Here is a 15,839-nt window from a genome sequence, read left to right as displayed (position 1 = left end):
CTTATATTAGTGCCATCATTATTACTTTAGCCTCTGTTTTAGCTGTTTTATCCTTAGCTTCTTACATCACATTAGGAACTGTCCCCAGTTTGCCCCAAGCTTACCGAATGATGAATAAGCAACGACCATTGACCGCTAACGAAGAAGAAAGTTATTTGGCCTTAGATCAATTGTTAAAAAAGTCACCGAAATTACTAGATACGCCTTTAAGTAAAGAATTAAAGGAAACGATTCAAACAATTGAGGCAAAAGGATTAAGTGTGATTATTCGAAAGAATGCACGGTTTCCTTATTATTCGGATAATTTAGTAGAAAAATCTTTGTCTGTACATATTCCAAACTACGAAATGAATAATATTATGCCAACTGGCACACTGGATAATGCAGGGCGTCTGTATCATTATGTCAAATCCGATTTTCATTATTTAGATGGTTCTAATGGGAGCTTTATTGTCTTGAAACGCGAAAGTAGCCTTTTTGAATTCTTCACACGCTGGATTATCTGGATGATTTTGTTAATTGTCCTTGTAGCAATTGCAGCAGCTTGGCTCATTAATAAGCGCTTAACCAAAACCACTATCGAGCCATTAGAAGCATTAGAAAAAGCGACTAAAACATTGGGTAAGGATGCCCAAAAAGAAAATCCATTTACACCAACTAGCCACCAAACCGTCTCAACAGAAGTCAAACAGCTCCAACTTAGTTTTGAACAAATGTGGCAAGATTTAGAAGAAGCCAATGCGGAACGCGAAAAATATGAAGCTAATCGGAAAGAATTAATTGCAAATATTTCTCATGACTTAAAAACACCAATTACTTCTATTATTGGTTACGTTGAAGGTTTGATGGATGGCGTTGCCAATACTGAAGAAAAAAAACAGCGCTATTTAACGGTCATTCATGAAAAAAGTTTAGGCCTCAATGATTTAATTGAAGAATTATTTTTGTATTCTAAATTAGACCTAGACCGTGCTGTCTTTACAATGGAAAAGACCAATTTCACTCGTTTTATTGCACATATTCTTGAAGAATACCGTTTGGAACAAGAACTCGTGATCACTTCTGTACTTCCCACCGAAGCTTTATACGTTCAAATGGATCCCACGCAGATGAATCGCGTGATTACCAATCTAATTCAAAATAGCATTAAATTTGCGGATCCCACTAAAGAACAACTAGCCTTTACGATTTCTTTAACGCATAATCAAACAGACTTAGTTTTAACCATTACAGATAACGGCATTGGTATCGATAAAAAAGAATTACCTTATTTATTCGAACGCTTCTATCGTGTAGACAAATCTCGAACCCCAACAGTTAAAGGAAGCGGCTTGGGATTAAGTATTGTCAAACAAATTATTGACTATCATCAGGGAACAATCACTGTCACAAGTAAAAAAGGAGACGGCACCAACGTGATAATTACGCTGCCGTTGTTGGAGGATGAAAAATGAAACCACATGTATTAATTATTGAAGATGATCCAAGCATTGCTGATTTGCAAAAAGATTATTTAGAAATTAACGATATGACTGTCACAATTGAACATGATGGAAAAAAAGGATTGGAAGCAGCTTTAAATGAGCCCTTTGATTTAATTATTTTAGATGTGATGCTGCCAACTATGGATGGTTTTGAAATCTGTCGTGCAATTCGGAAAAAAAAGCAAACGCCGATCATGATTGTTTCGGCTAAAAAAGAAGATATTGATAAAATTCGTGGGCTTGGCTTAGGTGCGGATGATTATATAATTAAACCGTTTAGTCCCAATGAATTGGTCGCTCGAGCAAAAGCTCATATGAACCGCTATCAATTGTTAAGCAAGGCAGAGCAACCGCCACAATTACTAAAAATCAATGAAATCGCTGTCGACACTGCCGCCCACAAAGTGTTTGTTTTAGAAAATGAAGTTATTTTTACAAGCAAAGAATACAAATTGTTGGTTTTCTTGATGGAACATCCTAACCGTGTGTGGAATAAAGAAGAACTTTTTGAAAGTGTCTGGGGGTTTGATGCCTTAGATACTGAGGTTTCGACTGTCGTTGTTCACATTAAACGGATTCGGGAAAAATTAAAAAAAGCCAATCTTTCTGACTCTCCAATTGAAACACTCTGGGGAAGTGGCTACCGCTTCAATCGATAAAGAGAGCAAAAATAAGTCGGAGCCTATTTCTAGGCTCCGACTTATTTTTTTATTAATTTACACGAGAAAATTTTTGATAAAGTTGGTTGAAAACAATCATAAATTGTTCAATTTCTGCCATTGTATTGCTTTCATCTAAACTAATGCGCACAGCGGAAGTCGCTAATTCCCCTGGCACATGCATGGCATACAAGGTGCTACTAGCCATTTTTTTCCGGCTAGAACAAGCACTCGTAGTCGAAATATAAATCTGTTTTTCTTCCAATGTATGGACCAGCACTTCGCCACGAATCCCTTTCAAAGCAAAACATAAAATGTGTGGCGCAAAATGTTCATTATCTTGTGAAAAAACAGTCACATTTTGAAATTCTTCTAGCGCCTTTAATAAATAACTCCGTAATGTCGCCACATGTTGCGGTCGTTGTTGTTCGTTCTCTAAATGCAAGCGTAACGCTTTGGCCATTGCCACAATTGCTGGTACGTTTTCTGTCCCACTGCGTTGGTTGTTTTCTTGCCCGCCTCCTGTTAAAAGCGGCGCTAAACGTTTTCCTTGTTTCCAATACATAAAACCAATGCCTCGTGGTCCATGAAATTTATGTGCAGAAAACGTTGCAAAATCCACCCGATCCGTTAACCACTCTGAGTAATTAACTTTCCCAATTGCTTGAACCGCGTCTACATGAAAATGAATTTTAGGAAACTCCGCTAAAACCTCGCTGATTTCTTTAATTGGTTGAATCGTTCCCACTTCATTGTTCACTGCCATAACAGAAACCAAAATCGTTTCTTTTCTAATTAATTTCTGTAGTTCCTCGACTTTTACACGACCTTCTTTATCCACTGGCGCATAAGAAAGTTCAAAACCTAGTTCGACTAATTGTTCCGCTGTTTCTGTAACTGCTGGATGTTCCACTGCAGAAATAATAATATGATTACCAAATTCTCGTTTTTCGATTGCCGTTCCTTTTAAAACCCAGTTATCTCCTTCAGTTCCACCACTTGTAAAATAGATTTCATTTGCTGAAACATTGATTAGCTCCGCAATCTGCTTCCGTGCTTGTTGTAAGAGCCGATTCGCTTGGTTGCCTAAGTCATGCAGACTAGACGGATTGCCAATAATCCGCTGACTGGTTTTTACATATGTATCTAAAGCCTGGGGGTAAATCGGTGTAGTTGCACTATTATCAAAATAAATCATTTGTCACCCTTCTTTTTTAAAATTCTTTCCCATTATATACTTTCTAAAGTATCACTTCAAGTCACCACCACGCCATAAAAACAGAGGCTTGTCTGTCGACAAACCTCTGTTTAGTGATTGTTTAATTAAATTGCTGTTAAATTAGGGTTATTGATATTTTTAAAATAAAAATCTTCGATTCGTTTGAACGCCCCTGGCTCAACAGCTTCCAATGCCGTTCCAATTTCATCTAATGCATCTTGATAACGGAATTCTGTCGAGAATAAATACATGCTTTTATCTAAAGCCGCTCGGATGTTCTCGTGAGTATGACGATAGCGGTTTGCATATTGCATCATTTGTTCTGTCAGAGCTGCTGCATTGACTAAATCTTTTGTTTTCTTATCTAATAACTCTAAATCATCTTCGCATAAGTCACATAAACGATTGATTTCATCCATGTTAATGCGCATTTTATTTAAGGCTCGGCTTAAATCTTCAATTCGATCCGTTGCCACATAGAAAAATTCTAAGTAATCAGCAGACAAACCTGGTAATCGTTGCTTTTCAACATACCGTTTGATACTCCGTAAACGGAATTCGTATTCGTCGACTTTTTCTTGGGCGACTTTTTCGCCTTTTCTTAGTTCTTTCAATGAAGCATCAATTTCTAATTGTTGATTTTCAATATCATCTAAAATCTTATAGCATTCTTTATAGAACGCTTGAATTTCAGAGTAAGGAACTGTATGTTCTTTCATTCGAGGTTCCAAGTCTTTTTGACGGCGGATAATTTCTTCAATTTCCGTTTGGAAACCACGACTACGTCCTAGCTCGTTGTTGTTTAAGGTGTAGCTTTGTGATACATGGTCCAATTCAATCATTAATTGACGGTTATTTTTTAAGGAATGAGAAATATAATCGTCAATAATTTTTTGATTGGTCACGACATATTTCTTCGCTTCAATTTCACGTTCCATCACTTCATATAATGCATCAATCGCCGTTGCTGTGTCGCGATTTGCGACCTCTACTGCAGCAATCTCTGTTTTCTCTAAATCAGCCATTGAATTCTCGACACGTTTTTTCGCATGTTGAATTTCTTCAGCAAAGTTTTGTTCAGGGAACACGTAATCGTCAGCTAATAATTGGTTGTAGCCTTCTTCGATTTCTTTTAATTGATCTGGGAAAGTTTCATTTAATTCTTCATACATTGGTGGAATCCGTTTCATTAAGTCTTCCAATTCATACGTATGACGTTCCGCATCTTCTAGGACTTCTCGAGCCTCGATTGGGTCCCCCGATGTATTTAGTGTGACAAATTGTGTGAATTCAATTTCGACGTTTCTTAATTGTTTTTGGATTTCGGAGTATGCTGGACCAAAGCTAGCTTTATCATCTTTTAGTGATTTACTTAATTCTTCATAAACATCCAAAGCTTTTTGAACTTCTAATGAATTGCGCTCTTCACTTTCACGTAATTCTTTCAAGCCATTACGAATGACTTCCACTTCGGCTTCCATTTCGGTCATCGTTTCATTCGCTTCCACGACTGCTTTCTTCGCTTTCATGAAACGGAAAATTTCATTTTGATTTTCGACTTCATAAATTTGACTCTCTAGTTCGGCGAAAGAACGCGTCGATAGTTCTACCCAACGTTGATTCCATTCACGGAAACTATTTTGACTCTGTCCAACTAGATGCATTTTTTTAATGTCATCGATTTCTTCAAAGACTGGCAAGTCAAACAGGGCTTCTTTACGAACTTCTAATTCATCTAATTGTTCTTGATTTTTTTTGCGCATAAAATAACCAATTAAGTATAGCACCGCAGCAATAATAACGATTACTAGTACTAAAATGATAATCCAATTATTCTTCATTTTGGCTCCTCCGATAATTTTTCTATAATAAAAGAAAGGTTGTTTGTTCTCTTCACACGGTTATCTATTGTTCCTGACCCTTGAAAAAGGGCATTCTTGCAGAAATACCTATAGAAAATTATAGCACAAACTGTATATTCATTCACTAGTTATAACAAACTTTTTTAAGAAAACCCGCGATCTTCTTACGAAGGGGTTGATTCACTGCTTTCATCGATCCGATTTTCACTAATTTTTTTACAAATATCACTTAGTTGTGTTAAGAAGGCATCCGCTTGACTTTGATCCATCCCAAAGTGTTCATCGCGCATAGCCCAAACTTCTAGCCCAGCTTCTTTGGCAGAGGCAATGCCTTTTTCTGAATCTTCAATGGCTATACATTCCTGTGGCGCAACAGCTAATTCTTGTAACGTGTGCAGATAAATATCCGGCGCCGGTTTACTTTCTTCGAAATCTTCCCCACTCACGACCGCATCAAAATAACTACTTAATTGCCCCACTGTCAAAACTTCTTCAATTGCGTCTTTTGTGGAAGAAGAAGCTAATCCGATTTTATAGCCTTGTCTTTTTAAAAATTGTAAAACACGTTTCGCATTTTCATCAAGCACAGCTAAATAATCTATCGGATGCGCTTTTTTATAGGCTATGTATTGTTCATTTAAAAAAGCAATATCTAGCTCTTTTTTGTTGACTTGTTCAATCTTTTGCCATAATGAACGCATATCCGCACCGACTAATTCTGGCAAGGTTAGGCCCTCAATGGTCAAATCAAATTCCGCTAAAAATGCTTTACGTCGCTCATAATAATAAGCTTCGCTATCTACTAGGACACCGTCCATATCAAAAATAATGGCAGTTTTGGATTCTGTCATACTATTTAACTCCTTCGTTACGACTCATATCTTTACAGTTTAACAAAATTTTAAGGAAAAATGAAGAACAAATATTTTCATGATTTCCTAACTTTCTGAAAATAAGTGGTTGCTTTTCTAAATGTTTTTCGGTATCCTTTTACTAATCTACAAATGAGAAAATAATTAAAAACAGGAGTGATAAACGTGAACGTAGTTAAATTCGGCGGTAGCTCGCTAGCATCAGCACCACAGTTACAGAAAGTCTTACAAATCGTCAAGGAAGAGCCGCGCCGAACGTTTGTCGTTGTATCCGCTCCTGGAAAGCGAACCCCGCAAGATATTAAAGTGACTGATTTATTGATTCAATACTATCAGCGCTACTTAAATAATGAGGAAATTGAATCGACAATCTCTGCCATCATTCGTCGTTATGAAGATCTTTTCGATGAATTACACTTGGATAAAGCAGTTTTAGCTGATATTGCTATTTCGATTCGCCAATTAGCCACTTTACCAAAAGAAAACAATGCTTTTTTATTTGACTATTTTTTAGCTAGTGGCGAGGACAATAATGCAAAAGTTGTTGCCAGTTTTTTCAAGCAAAATGGCTTAGATGCTCGCTACATTAGTCCAAAAGAATTGGGTCTCCTGGTGACACCTGAACCAGGCAATGCTCGCATTTTACCAAAAGCTTTAGAGAAAATTAGTGTCTATCGTGAGACTCAACAAATCTTGGTTATTCCAGGTTTCTTTGGTTATACAGAAGCCGGCGAAATTTGTACTTTTTCTCGTGGCGGTTCCGATATCACAGGGTCCATTGTTGCCGCAGGTGTTCAAGCAGATTTGTATGAAAACTTTACCGATGTGGACGGAATTTATGTCGCCCATCCTGGAATTATTGAACAGCCTCAAACGATTCAAGAATTGACCTACAGAGAAATGCGGGAGTTAGCTTATGCAGGCTTTGCCGTCCTCCACGACGAAGCCTTAATGCCTGCCTATCGCGCAAATATTCCAGTCGTTATCAAAAATACCAACAACCCACATCATCCTGGCACCCTAATTACCACCTCTCGCAAAGTGAAGCATGCTCCTGTTGTAGGAATTGCTAGTGATCAAGGGTTCGCAAGTATTTACATTAGTAAGTATTTAATGAATAGAGAATTAGGTTTTGGGCGACGGCTCTTAGAAGTACTAGAAAAATTAGCCTTGAGCTATGAGCATATGCCCTCAGGAATTGATGACATCACGATTGTTTTAAGAGAAGACCAGTTAACAACTGAAATTGAAAATCGACTGATGGCTCAACTCCAAGAAGTTTTAGCGCCTGATGAGTTACGCATCACGCATCACCTTTCCATGATTATGATTGTCGGGGAAGGCATGCGCCAACGAATTGGGGTTACTGCTGAAAGTACAATGGCGTTAGCCAAAGAAAAAATCAACTTAGAAATGATTAACCAAGGATCTTCGGAAGTAAGTATTATGTTTGGTATCAAAAAAGAACAAGAGGAAAAAGCCATCAAAGCTTTATATCGGACGTTCTTCCATGATTAATGAAAAAGACGAATGAGTTTTCTCATTCGTCTTTTTCATTGGTTTCAGTAATTTTCAATTGGCGTTGAATTTCCGCTTTAATTTTAACTTCTGGCGCAAAATCTTGTTCCCAATTTTCAGGTTTTAATACTTTATTTGTTTCTGGATCATAATGTGGCTGCCCATCTGGAAATAATTTTCCCATATTGGCTTGATGAACGATTTCAATAATTTTTGTTGGATTGACGCCCATTAAGCAAAACGAACCATAAGTAAAATACAATAAATCAACTAGTGCATCCACTTCCTCCACTAAAGGATCAGATACTGGTTTGCCTTTCGCCAAGACTTTCTGCTCTGCTTTATCGACAGATTTTTTTAATCCGTTGACCAATTGTTGAAAAAGCACTTGGTCATTATTAGCAGCACTATATAAAAATTCCACAAGTTCTTCGACTTTAAACTCTGCTCGTCGACTGGCTAGCTCTGGCGAAAAAGCAGTTGGTTGCTCTGGTTGTTGTGGATTAAAAACCTCGTGGAAGGCACAAGCCATTTCATAAGGGGATTGCTTTTCAGACATTCAGCTACCTTCTTTCTCAAAATAAATCTAATTGTTTTGGATTCAAATCATCGTAACTCAAATTCAAGACTTTTTGCATCTGTAGAGCGTTTTCTGCGGCATCGCCGCCAGAATTATTATTAAAAATTACGCCCACTTCTTTAGCTTCTTGCGACATTTTTAAAACAGCTTCGCTTAAATCAGCGATTTCCTGCGTATTATAATGATAAAGGGTTCTTTTTTTTCGCCACTCTGCATCATTGGCTAACCAGCCAGCCGCATTACGTCCGTGAAACCGGAAGAGCACGAGATTAGGATTCGTTACATACGGATAAAAGGGCACTGGATTCGTAGGAATCTGCGGTTCATCTACAATCACAAGTGAAAATTGATTTTCTTTCATAAATTGCAACATTTGTTTTACAAAGTTTGGTTGATACCATGAATTATTTCGTAATTCAATGGCGATGGGTAGGTCTTTAAACCAGTGACGAATTTTTTGCAAGTAAGCGACATTTTCTTTCGTACAACCAAATGTTCCTGAAAATTGTACCAGAAAGGCAAATAATTTTTTACTTTCAATTAATGGGGCCATACTTTCTAAAAAGGCGGTGATCATTTCTTCTTCACTTGCATAATAGGTCTGCCACTCACCTTGACAACTGATTCCACTATAAACTTTCATGACAAAGCGAAAGTTTTCGGGAACTGCTTTGACCCATTCAGCTACTCGTTCTTTGGGAGGAATCCCGTAATACGCCGTGTCCATTTCAACTAGCGGTAAATGACTGGCATATTCATAAAGCGTAGCCCGTTTTTTTCCAGTTAAATAGTCGTGTTCACTAAAAGATGTTAATCCTAAGCGAATCATGTCCTTCCTCCTCTGCGTAACTTTTTATTTTCTAAATCGTCATCTTAACTTAATTTGTCCAATCGATATTGGCTTCACAATAGGTTTGACCATCAATCCGAATCTCATGGCGTGTTTTCAACTGATTTTCTTGTTCGACAATTTCGTAATGACTTTCGACTTCTTGGCCATATTCTACTTCTTTGTCAAATTTCACAAGAATTTTTTTCGGTTGATGCGTTGTTAAAAAGTCATACCCTAACACATCCAATAACCAATTAAAATAAATCGCATTATTAACATGTTGATTGCCATCAATATCAAAAAAACGCACACGATAAGGTAAAAAGTTCCCCTCTGTGACCTTTTCAATTTTTTCATGGCGATAAATTTTAGTGATTTTTTCAGAATCAAAAGGTGCAATAATTTCTGGTAATACACTACTGATTTTCCGATTTTTTTGATCCATTAAGACAAAGGTTGATTTCACAAAGACACATTCATTGCCTTCTTCATCATGAACCCAAAAGTTACGATAACAAAAATATTTGTTATAACTCATAGCTTGCGTTGTAATTGCTACTTTTTCACCAACTTTTGGTAAGCGGTGAATCTCTATTTCATAGTTGGTGATGACCCAGCCTAGGCCAAATTGGGCGACATAAGCTGCATCTCTTCCTAGTAATTCTGTTTGTTCTTCTGATACTTTAATGACAACCGCTAACAAAGCCGGTATCTTCATTGCACCAGTAAAATCGCCGTCATAGTAGGCAACTTCATAAGAGGATGTATGTTTTTTTCCCACGAAATAATCTCCTTTTTCCAATGGCTACTTTCGTGTCATTGTTTCTTCTTAAAAGTATACCACGTGATTTCTTCAATTGCGATTCCGAATGAAAAATTAACAAAACTTTGAAAAACACTATTATTTATATTATTTAAAAACATTCTTAATATTACTTAAAAAATATTGTTTTATTTTTAAAAATAACATTTCTTATTATTTGTATCCGAAAGATTATTATGTTATATTCCTATCTGTAAGCGCATACAAAATAATTTTTTAGGAGGTTTTTTTCGTGAAAAAGAGTTTATTAACAATCGTCCTGGCTTTTAGTTTTGTTTTAGGTGGCGCTGCATTGGCCCCTACTGTTTCGGAGGCTCATGGTTACGTAGCAAGTCCTGGAAGTCGTGCTTTCTTTGGTAGTTCTGCTGGTGGTAACTTAAATACAAATGTTGGTCGTGCACAATGGGAACCTCAAAGTATCGAAGCGCCCAAAAATACGTTTATTACTGGTAAATTAGCCAGTGCAGGTGTCTCAGGTTTTGAACCTTTGGATGAACAAACAGCTACTCGTTGGCACAAAACAAACATTACAACAGGTCCCCTTGACATCACTTGGAACTTAACTGCCCAACATAGAACTGCTTCTTGGGATTACTATATTACTAAAAATGGCTGGAATCCCAATCAACCATTAGACATTAAAAACTTCGACAAAATTGCTTCAATCGACGGCAAACAAGAAGTTCCTAATAAAGTTGTTAAACAAACAATTAATATTCCGACAGACCGCAAAGGTTATCATGTCATTTACGCTGTCTGGGGCATTGGTGATACGGTGAACGCCTTTTACCAAGCGATTGATGTGAACATTCAGTAAAAATACTCACATCTTAAACTAAATTAAAGGAGTTCTCAAAAAATGAAGCTAAAAAAAATAATTCCTGCTTTTCTCCTTCTTTCAACCGTTGCAGTTGGCTTGTGGTTAACGCCTACTCAAGCTTCTGCAGATGCTGCGGATACGATGGTAGATATCTCTGGCAAAAAAGTGTTGGTTGGATATTGGCATAACTGGGCCTCAAAAGGACGCGATGGTTACAAACAAGGAACATCAGCATCACTAAACCTTTCAGAAGTAAATCAAGCCTACAATGTCGTCCCGGTTTCCTTCATGAAAAGCGATGGCACGACACGGATTCCTACGTTCAAGCCTTATAACCAAACGGACACTGCCTTCCGACAAGAAGTCGCACAATTAAATAGTCAAGGTCGCGCAGTTTTATTGGCACTTGGTGGAGCAGATGCACATATTCAATTAGTCAAAGGCGATGAACAAGCCTTTGCGAATGAAATCATTCGTCAAGTGGAAACATACGGCTTTGATGGTTTAGACATCGACTTAGAGCAATTGGCGATTACTGCTGGCGACAACCAAACCGTCATTCCTGCTGCATTGAAAATAGTCAAAGACCATTATCGAGCACAAGGAAAAAATTTCATCATTACGATGGCGCCAGAATTCCCTTATTTAAAACCTGGTGCCGCTTATGAAACATACATTACTTCCCTAAATGGTTATTATGATTACATTGCCCCACAATTATATAACCAAGGCGGCGACGGTGTCTGGGTTGATGAAATTATGACTTGGGTTGCTCAAAGCAACGATGCTCTAAAATACGAGTTCCTCTATTATATGTCTGATTCATTAATCCATGGCACGCGCGGCTATCTACAGATACCAAACGATAAATTAGTCCTTGGTTTACCAGCAAATCGGGATGCTGCTGGTAGCGGCTATGTTGTTGAGGCTACCCCTGTAGCCAAAACTTTTGATCAGTTAGCAAAAGACGGTAATCCTATCCGTGGCTTAATGACTTGGTCTGCAAATTGGGACGTTGGTCAAGATGTCAACGGCAAGTCCTACAACAATGAATTTGCGACACGTTATAGTAACCTCGTAAAATAAAAGCTATTTTGAGACAGAACACCGCATTTGGTTCTGTCTCTTTTTAAATTTTACTCACCTGTCTTTCAATAATCCAAACAATGTTCTCTCGCTTTCTAACCAATTAATTTTAAACCAATCACAGAAACAATGATTAAAAAAATAAAAAATATCCGGCGTGGGTCTTTTGATTCACCTAAGAGCATTCCTAAAATAGCGCCTCCTGCTGTACCAATTCCTGTCCAAACTGCATAAGAAACGCCCATCGGTAATTGTCTCATCCCTAAATATAAGAATAAGAAACTACCACTAAACGCTAGAATTAAAATTAACAATGAACGTAAGTCTTTTTTTGTTGTAAATAGTTTAATTGAACCTACACCAAAGATTTCAAAACAGCCTGCAATAACTAAGTATAACCAACTCATCTTGTTTCCTCCTCTTTATTTCCAGTTACCATTTTTAAGCCAATTACACCTATTAATAACAGCAACAGAAAAAGAACTTTTCCTATGCCCAATGGTGTGTGGAATAAAAAATGATCTGTCACAATAGTTCCAGCACTACCTAAGCCAACAAATACAGCATAGGCTGTACCGACTGGCAATTCCTCTCCTGCTTTAATCAGCGCATAGAAACTGATAAAGATTGCGATTACTGTCCCTAAAATCTCCCACCATGTTGTGCTATGCTTCATGCCAATGACCCAAATCACTTCACAAAAAGCGCCAAAAATAACTTTTAACCAAGCTTTACTCATCTTGTTTTCCTTCCCTTCCAAACAAAAAAAGTGCCAACAAACAGTTCAGCTATGGCCTAAGAACTGTTCATTAACACTTTAGTCGCAAGCATCCGGCGATGTTTACGAAAGTTTATGTATTAAAATATCTCAGGTTATTATATTCTTATTTTTAAAAAAAATCAACTAAAAAATAATAGTTCGAATTCGAGACATTTCTTTTGCATTTTTAGAACTAATCATTTAAACTTACTTTTAGTAAGTTAGTTAATTAAAAAATTATTTTTCTTTTAGGAGGATTTTTATTATGAATACACAAATTTTAGGTTTACACCACGTCACTGCCATGACTTCAAGTGCTGAAAAAATTTATCACTTTTTCACCGATATTTTAGGTCTACGTTTAATTAAGAAGACTGTCAACCAAGACGATATTGAAACATATCATTTATTTTTTGCTGATGATGCCGGCTCTCCCGGAACAGACATGACTTTCTTTGACTTCCCAGGCTTACCTAAAGGAACCAAAGGAACCAATACAATTTCTCGTACTTCCTTCCGTGTAAAAGATGATGCTGCTTTGGATTACTGGGTATCACGCTTTAATGAATATGCAATTGATCATGGAGAAATTCAAGAACGTTTTGGCAAAAAGTATTTAGAATTTGAAGATTTTGACAATCAACGTTACCAACTTATTTCTGATGAAAAGAACCAAGGTGTTGCAGCCGGCACGCCTTGGAAAAAATCTAACGTCCCTAGTGAACACGCTTTAATCGGCTTAGGTCCAGCCTTTGTAACTGTCGAAAATTACGAACATCTGCAACTAGTTTTAACTGAAGTTTTAGGGTTCAAATTGATTGATGCTGAAGGTAGTTTCCATTTATTTGAAGTTGGCGAAGGTGGGAATGGTGCCAGCATTATCGTAGAGCATCGAGAAGATTTGCCAGCGGCCCAAGAAGGCTACGGCAATGTCCATCACTTAGCCTTGCGCGTTGCCGATGAGGAAGCACTACGTTTCTGGATTGAAAAAATTAATCGTTTGGAATTTCCTAATTCTGGCTTTGTGGAACGTTTTTACTTTAAATCTGAATATTTCTTGGCAGCAACACATGTGTTATTTGAACTGGCAACCGATGGTCCTGGGTTTTTAGAGGATGAAACCTATGAACACGCTGGTGAAAAATTATCATTACCGCCATTTTTAGAACCAAAACGGGCAGGGATTGAAGAATTTGTGCGTCCTTTCGATACTTCAGATGCGAATGTTCAAAGAAATTAGTATTTTTTCTAGGAGGTTCCTATGATTCATTACAATAGTAACGAGTTATCTGCAAAAACAGCGTATAAATTTTTATCAGGAAGTATTATTCCTCGGCCAATCGCTTGGGTTACAACACAAGATACAGCTACAGGTGTCGTCAACGCTGCTCCCTTTAGTTTCTTTAATGCGGCGGCAGCTGAAATTCCTTTAGCAACGTTGTCCATTTTACGACCAGACAAAGAGCCTAAAGATACGGCACGAAACATCTTGGCTACTAAAGAACTTGTCATCCATTTCGTTAACGAAGACGTTCTTACTCAAATGAATCAGACTTCGGCGTCTTTAGCAGCAGAGATCAGTGAAATTGACACATTCGGTATTGAAACCATTGCCAGCCAGACTGTTACTGTTCCAGCAATCAAAGCCGCGCCGATTCGGATGGAAGCTCGCTTACATCAATATGTACCTATTGCTAACCATGAAGGTCAAATTATTACGGATTTATTCATTGTAGAAATTACCGATTTCTATTTTGATTCAGCCGTTTTCGATGAAGAACATCAGTACATTTTACCTGAAAAACTCCAACCGATTGCTCGTTTAGCAGGCAATGATTATACAACATTGGGCGAAATCCGTGAAGTTCGCCGCCCAACGTAAAAAGAAGGCCCCCGCCATGACGGCGGGGGCCTTCTTTTTCTGTTTTATGCTAATGCTCCCATTGGATCCCAAGGTGCCAAAACAGTTGGCGCTTGTTCCCAAGCTTTTTTCTGTTCGTCAGTTAATAAATCTTTGTGCACAACGATTTGATAAGTGTATTCGTCCATCCACGCATCGCTCATGACGAAGAAGCCATTTTCACCGACTTTTTCGCCCCAGCTATTTTCCACTTTCCATTTTGTTGTTTGACCATCAACGATATCAACACCTGTTAAAACCATGGCGTGTGTCATTAAGCTTTCACCAAAGTCTAAACGTTCTGCTTTAGTCATCGTAAAATCAATATCAAAAAGATCGTTCATATCGTAAACATCTAATGCCATAATTCCTGTGTCACGTGTTGAAGATTGTCCGACATCACAACCAAACCAAACAGATTCGCCTTGTTCCAATTGTGCAGCAGCTAATTTTTTGAAAGCAGCCATTTCTACATTTAAATATTTAACTTCTTTGCCGCCGACAACATTCCCTAACATTTCAACAGTGTATGTTTTGTTGAAGGGTTTATCTTCTGTAGGAGCATTAATAATACTTACATAATCATGTAAATTAACGCCAACGTATTTTTCAAAGAATGTTTGCGGTGTTAGATTTTGATCCAAATGATAATTTTTTTCTTCGTCACGGTATTCAAAATCAAAGGTTTCTGGCGGCGTTCCTAAAGAGATTGCTAAGAAATTATAAATTTCTTGTAACATTGCTTCTTTGTTTTTTTGGACTTCTTCAGCAGAAGCGCCTTTTTCAATTAAACTGCGTAAAATTGTTGCATCTTTGCGTAATTTTTTATTTAAATAGTTGTTTAAATCACGTGAATTGGAACTATTGCTGCTTTCAGGCATTGCCGTTTTAGGCACTACGCCATATTTATCAAAAATTGAAACGATCATATCCCATTGCCCACCATCTTGTTGTGGTGTAGCTAATAAAAAGGCCACTTTACGACTAGTCAACGGTTGATCGGCTGTTGCAATAATATTTTCATAGAAATAGTTTGATTTTTCATATTTATCCCAGAAAAATGTATAGTTTTGTGATAATTCAAAATCTTTTAATTGAAACGCATTTAACATTCTATGTCTAAATGTATTTAATGCCGCAAACATCCAGCAGCGACCGCTTTGTTTTTGATTGGCCACTTTTCCAGTAGCTAAGTCGACTGAAAAGACGGGTACGTTATTCACGGCTCCTTGTACAGATTCACCTGAAGCGCTGATACCATTTTTTACTACACTACGTTGTAAGGCATTTTGTTTATTATTGTTCAAGAAATCTTGATGGAATTTCTCTGTTAATTTTGGTTCAATTGCTGTCATATTTTCATCGTCCTTTCATTTTACGTTCTTCTTCATTATATGCTTCTCTTTAAACAGAAACAACCATTT

The 15,839-nt window shown here is 37.5% G+C and carries 16 protein-coding genes; 7 read left to right on the top strand and 9 right to left on the bottom strand.

Translation table 11 applies throughout. From position 1 onward, the window contains the following. The first annotated feature begins 110 nt into the window (after positions 1 to 110). Together IGL17_RS01395 and IGL17_RS01390 are read left to right on the top strand one after the other, a co-directional pair. Positions 111 to 1,454 carry a sensor histidine kinase gene (locus IGL17_RS01395; protein ID WP_025193394.1) on the top strand — a complete coding sequence of 448 codons (1,344 nt, stop codon included), beginning with the start codon at positions 111 to 113 and terminating at the stop codon, positions 1,452 to 1,454. Continuing rightward, positions 1,451 to 2,143 carry a response regulator transcription factor gene (locus IGL17_RS01390; RefSeq protein WP_002355236.1) on the top strand — a complete coding sequence of 231 codons (693 nt, stop codon included), beginning with the start codon at positions 1,451 to 1,453 and terminating at the stop codon, positions 2,141 to 2,143. The genes IGL17_RS01395 and IGL17_RS01390 overlap by 4 nt, the downstream gene beginning before the upstream one ends. A gap of 52 nt (positions 2,144 to 2,195) precedes the next feature. Here the strand turns inward: IGL17_RS01390 and IGL17_RS01385 are convergent, their stop codons facing one another. The 3 genes from IGL17_RS01385 to IGL17_RS01375 form a co-directional block, all read right to left on the bottom strand. Beyond that, positions 2,196 to 3,341 carry a cysteine desulfurase family protein gene (locus tag IGL17_RS01385; protein WP_016618110.1) on the bottom strand — a complete coding sequence of 382 codons (1,146 nt, stop codon included), beginning with the start codon at positions 3,339 to 3,341 and terminating at the stop codon, positions 2,196 to 2,198. 125 nt (positions 3,342 to 3,466) lie between these two features. Beyond that, entirely contained in the window at positions 3,467 to 5,203 is a 1,737-nt protein-coding gene (gene ezrA / locus IGL17_RS01380) for a septation ring formation regulator EzrA (RefSeq protein WP_002355233.1), read from the bottom strand. Positions 5,204 to 5,388: 185 nt separating this feature from the next. Then, positions 5,389 to 6,075 carry an HAD family hydrolase gene (locus IGL17_RS01375; protein WP_002355232.1) on the bottom strand — a complete coding sequence of 229 codons (687 nt, stop codon included), beginning with the start codon at positions 6,073 to 6,075 and terminating at the stop codon, positions 5,389 to 5,391. Between the two features lie 186 nt (positions 6,076 to 6,261). Here IGL17_RS01375 and IGL17_RS01370 point away from each other — a divergent pair, with 186 nt between their 5' ends. Next, positions 6,262 to 7,614 carry an aspartate kinase gene (locus IGL17_RS01370; RefSeq protein ID WP_002391510.1) on the top strand — a complete coding sequence of 451 codons (1,353 nt, stop codon included), beginning with the start codon at positions 6,262 to 6,264 and terminating at the stop codon, positions 7,612 to 7,614. A gap of 22 nt (positions 7,615 to 7,636) precedes the next feature. Here IGL17_RS01370 and IGL17_RS01365 read toward each other — a convergent pair whose 3' ends face one another. From IGL17_RS01365 to IGL17_RS01355, 3 genes are read right to left on the bottom strand one after another with little or no spacing between them, the layout of a single operon-like run. Continuing rightward, positions 7,637 to 8,173, bottom strand: coding sequence for a hypothetical protein (locus tag IGL17_RS01365; protein WP_016618108.1), 537 nt, complete (start codon positions 8,171 to 8,173; stop codon positions 7,637 to 7,639). Positions 8,174 to 8,189: 16 nt separating this feature from the next. After that, positions 8,190 to 9,023, bottom strand: coding sequence for a DUF72 domain-containing protein (locus tag IGL17_RS01360; protein ID WP_002358361.1), 834 nt, complete (start codon positions 9,021 to 9,023; stop codon positions 8,190 to 8,192). A 49-nt stretch (positions 9,024 to 9,072) separates the two neighbouring features. Beyond that, entirely contained in the window at positions 9,073 to 9,807 is a 735-nt protein-coding gene (locus IGL17_RS01355; protein ID WP_002355227.1) for an acyl-ACP thioesterase domain-containing protein, read from the bottom strand. Positions 9,808 to 10,081: 274 nt separating this feature from the next. Between IGL17_RS01355 and IGL17_RS01350 the strand changes: the two genes are divergently transcribed. Next, a complete protein-coding gene (locus IGL17_RS01350) occupies positions 10,082 to 10,666 on the top strand; it encodes a lytic polysaccharide monooxygenase (protein ID WP_002355225.1) in 585 nt (194 codons plus the stop codon). A 42-nt stretch (positions 10,667 to 10,708) separates the two neighbouring features. Then, on the top strand, positions 10,709 to 11,755 hold the full coding sequence (locus IGL17_RS01345) for a chitinase (RefSeq protein WP_002364979.1): 1,047 nt from the start codon (positions 10,709 to 10,711) through the stop codon (positions 11,753 to 11,755). A 95-nt stretch (positions 11,756 to 11,850) separates the two neighbouring features. On the opposite strand, the gene IGL17_RS01340 is transcribed toward IGL17_RS01345, so the two are convergent. Next, a complete protein-coding gene (locus IGL17_RS01340; protein WP_002361148.1) occupies positions 11,851 to 12,162 on the bottom strand; it encodes a DMT family transporter in 312 nt (103 codons plus the stop codon). Continuing rightward, positions 12,159 to 12,515 carry a DMT family transporter gene (locus IGL17_RS01335; protein ID WP_002386054.1) on the bottom strand — a complete coding sequence of 119 codons (357 nt, stop codon included), beginning with the start codon at positions 12,513 to 12,515 and terminating at the stop codon, positions 12,159 to 12,161. Before IGL17_RS01335 ends, IGL17_RS01340 begins: the two co-directional genes overlap by 4 nt. Before the next feature lie 265 nt (positions 12,516 to 12,780). On the opposite strand from IGL17_RS01335, the gene IGL17_RS01330 reads away from it, so the two are divergent. After that, entirely contained in the window at positions 12,781 to 13,755 is a 975-nt protein-coding gene (locus tag IGL17_RS01330) for a ring-cleaving dioxygenase (protein ID WP_002355221.1), read from the top strand. A 21-nt stretch (positions 13,756 to 13,776) separates the two neighbouring features. Continuing rightward, complete coding sequence (locus IGL17_RS01325) at positions 13,777 to 14,397, top strand: flavin reductase family protein (protein WP_002383902.1); 621 nt, start codon at positions 13,777 to 13,779, stop codon at positions 14,395 to 14,397. A gap of 44 nt (positions 14,398 to 14,441) precedes the next feature. On the opposite strand, the gene IGL17_RS01320 is transcribed toward IGL17_RS01325, so the two are convergent. Next, entirely contained in the window at positions 14,442 to 15,770 is a 1,329-nt protein-coding gene (locus tag IGL17_RS01320) for an aminopeptidase C (protein ID WP_002358357.1), read from the bottom strand. Between the last annotated feature and the right edge of the window lie 69 nt (positions 15,771 to 15,839).

This window comes from Enterococcus sp. AZ088, assembly GCF_051714845.1.
GTDB lineage: Bacteria > Bacillota > Bacilli > Lactobacillales > Enterococcaceae > Enterococcus > Enterococcus faecalis.
The sequence above is the reverse complement of the archived record's forward strand: the minus strand, read 5'-3'. Positions and strand labels throughout refer to the sequence as shown.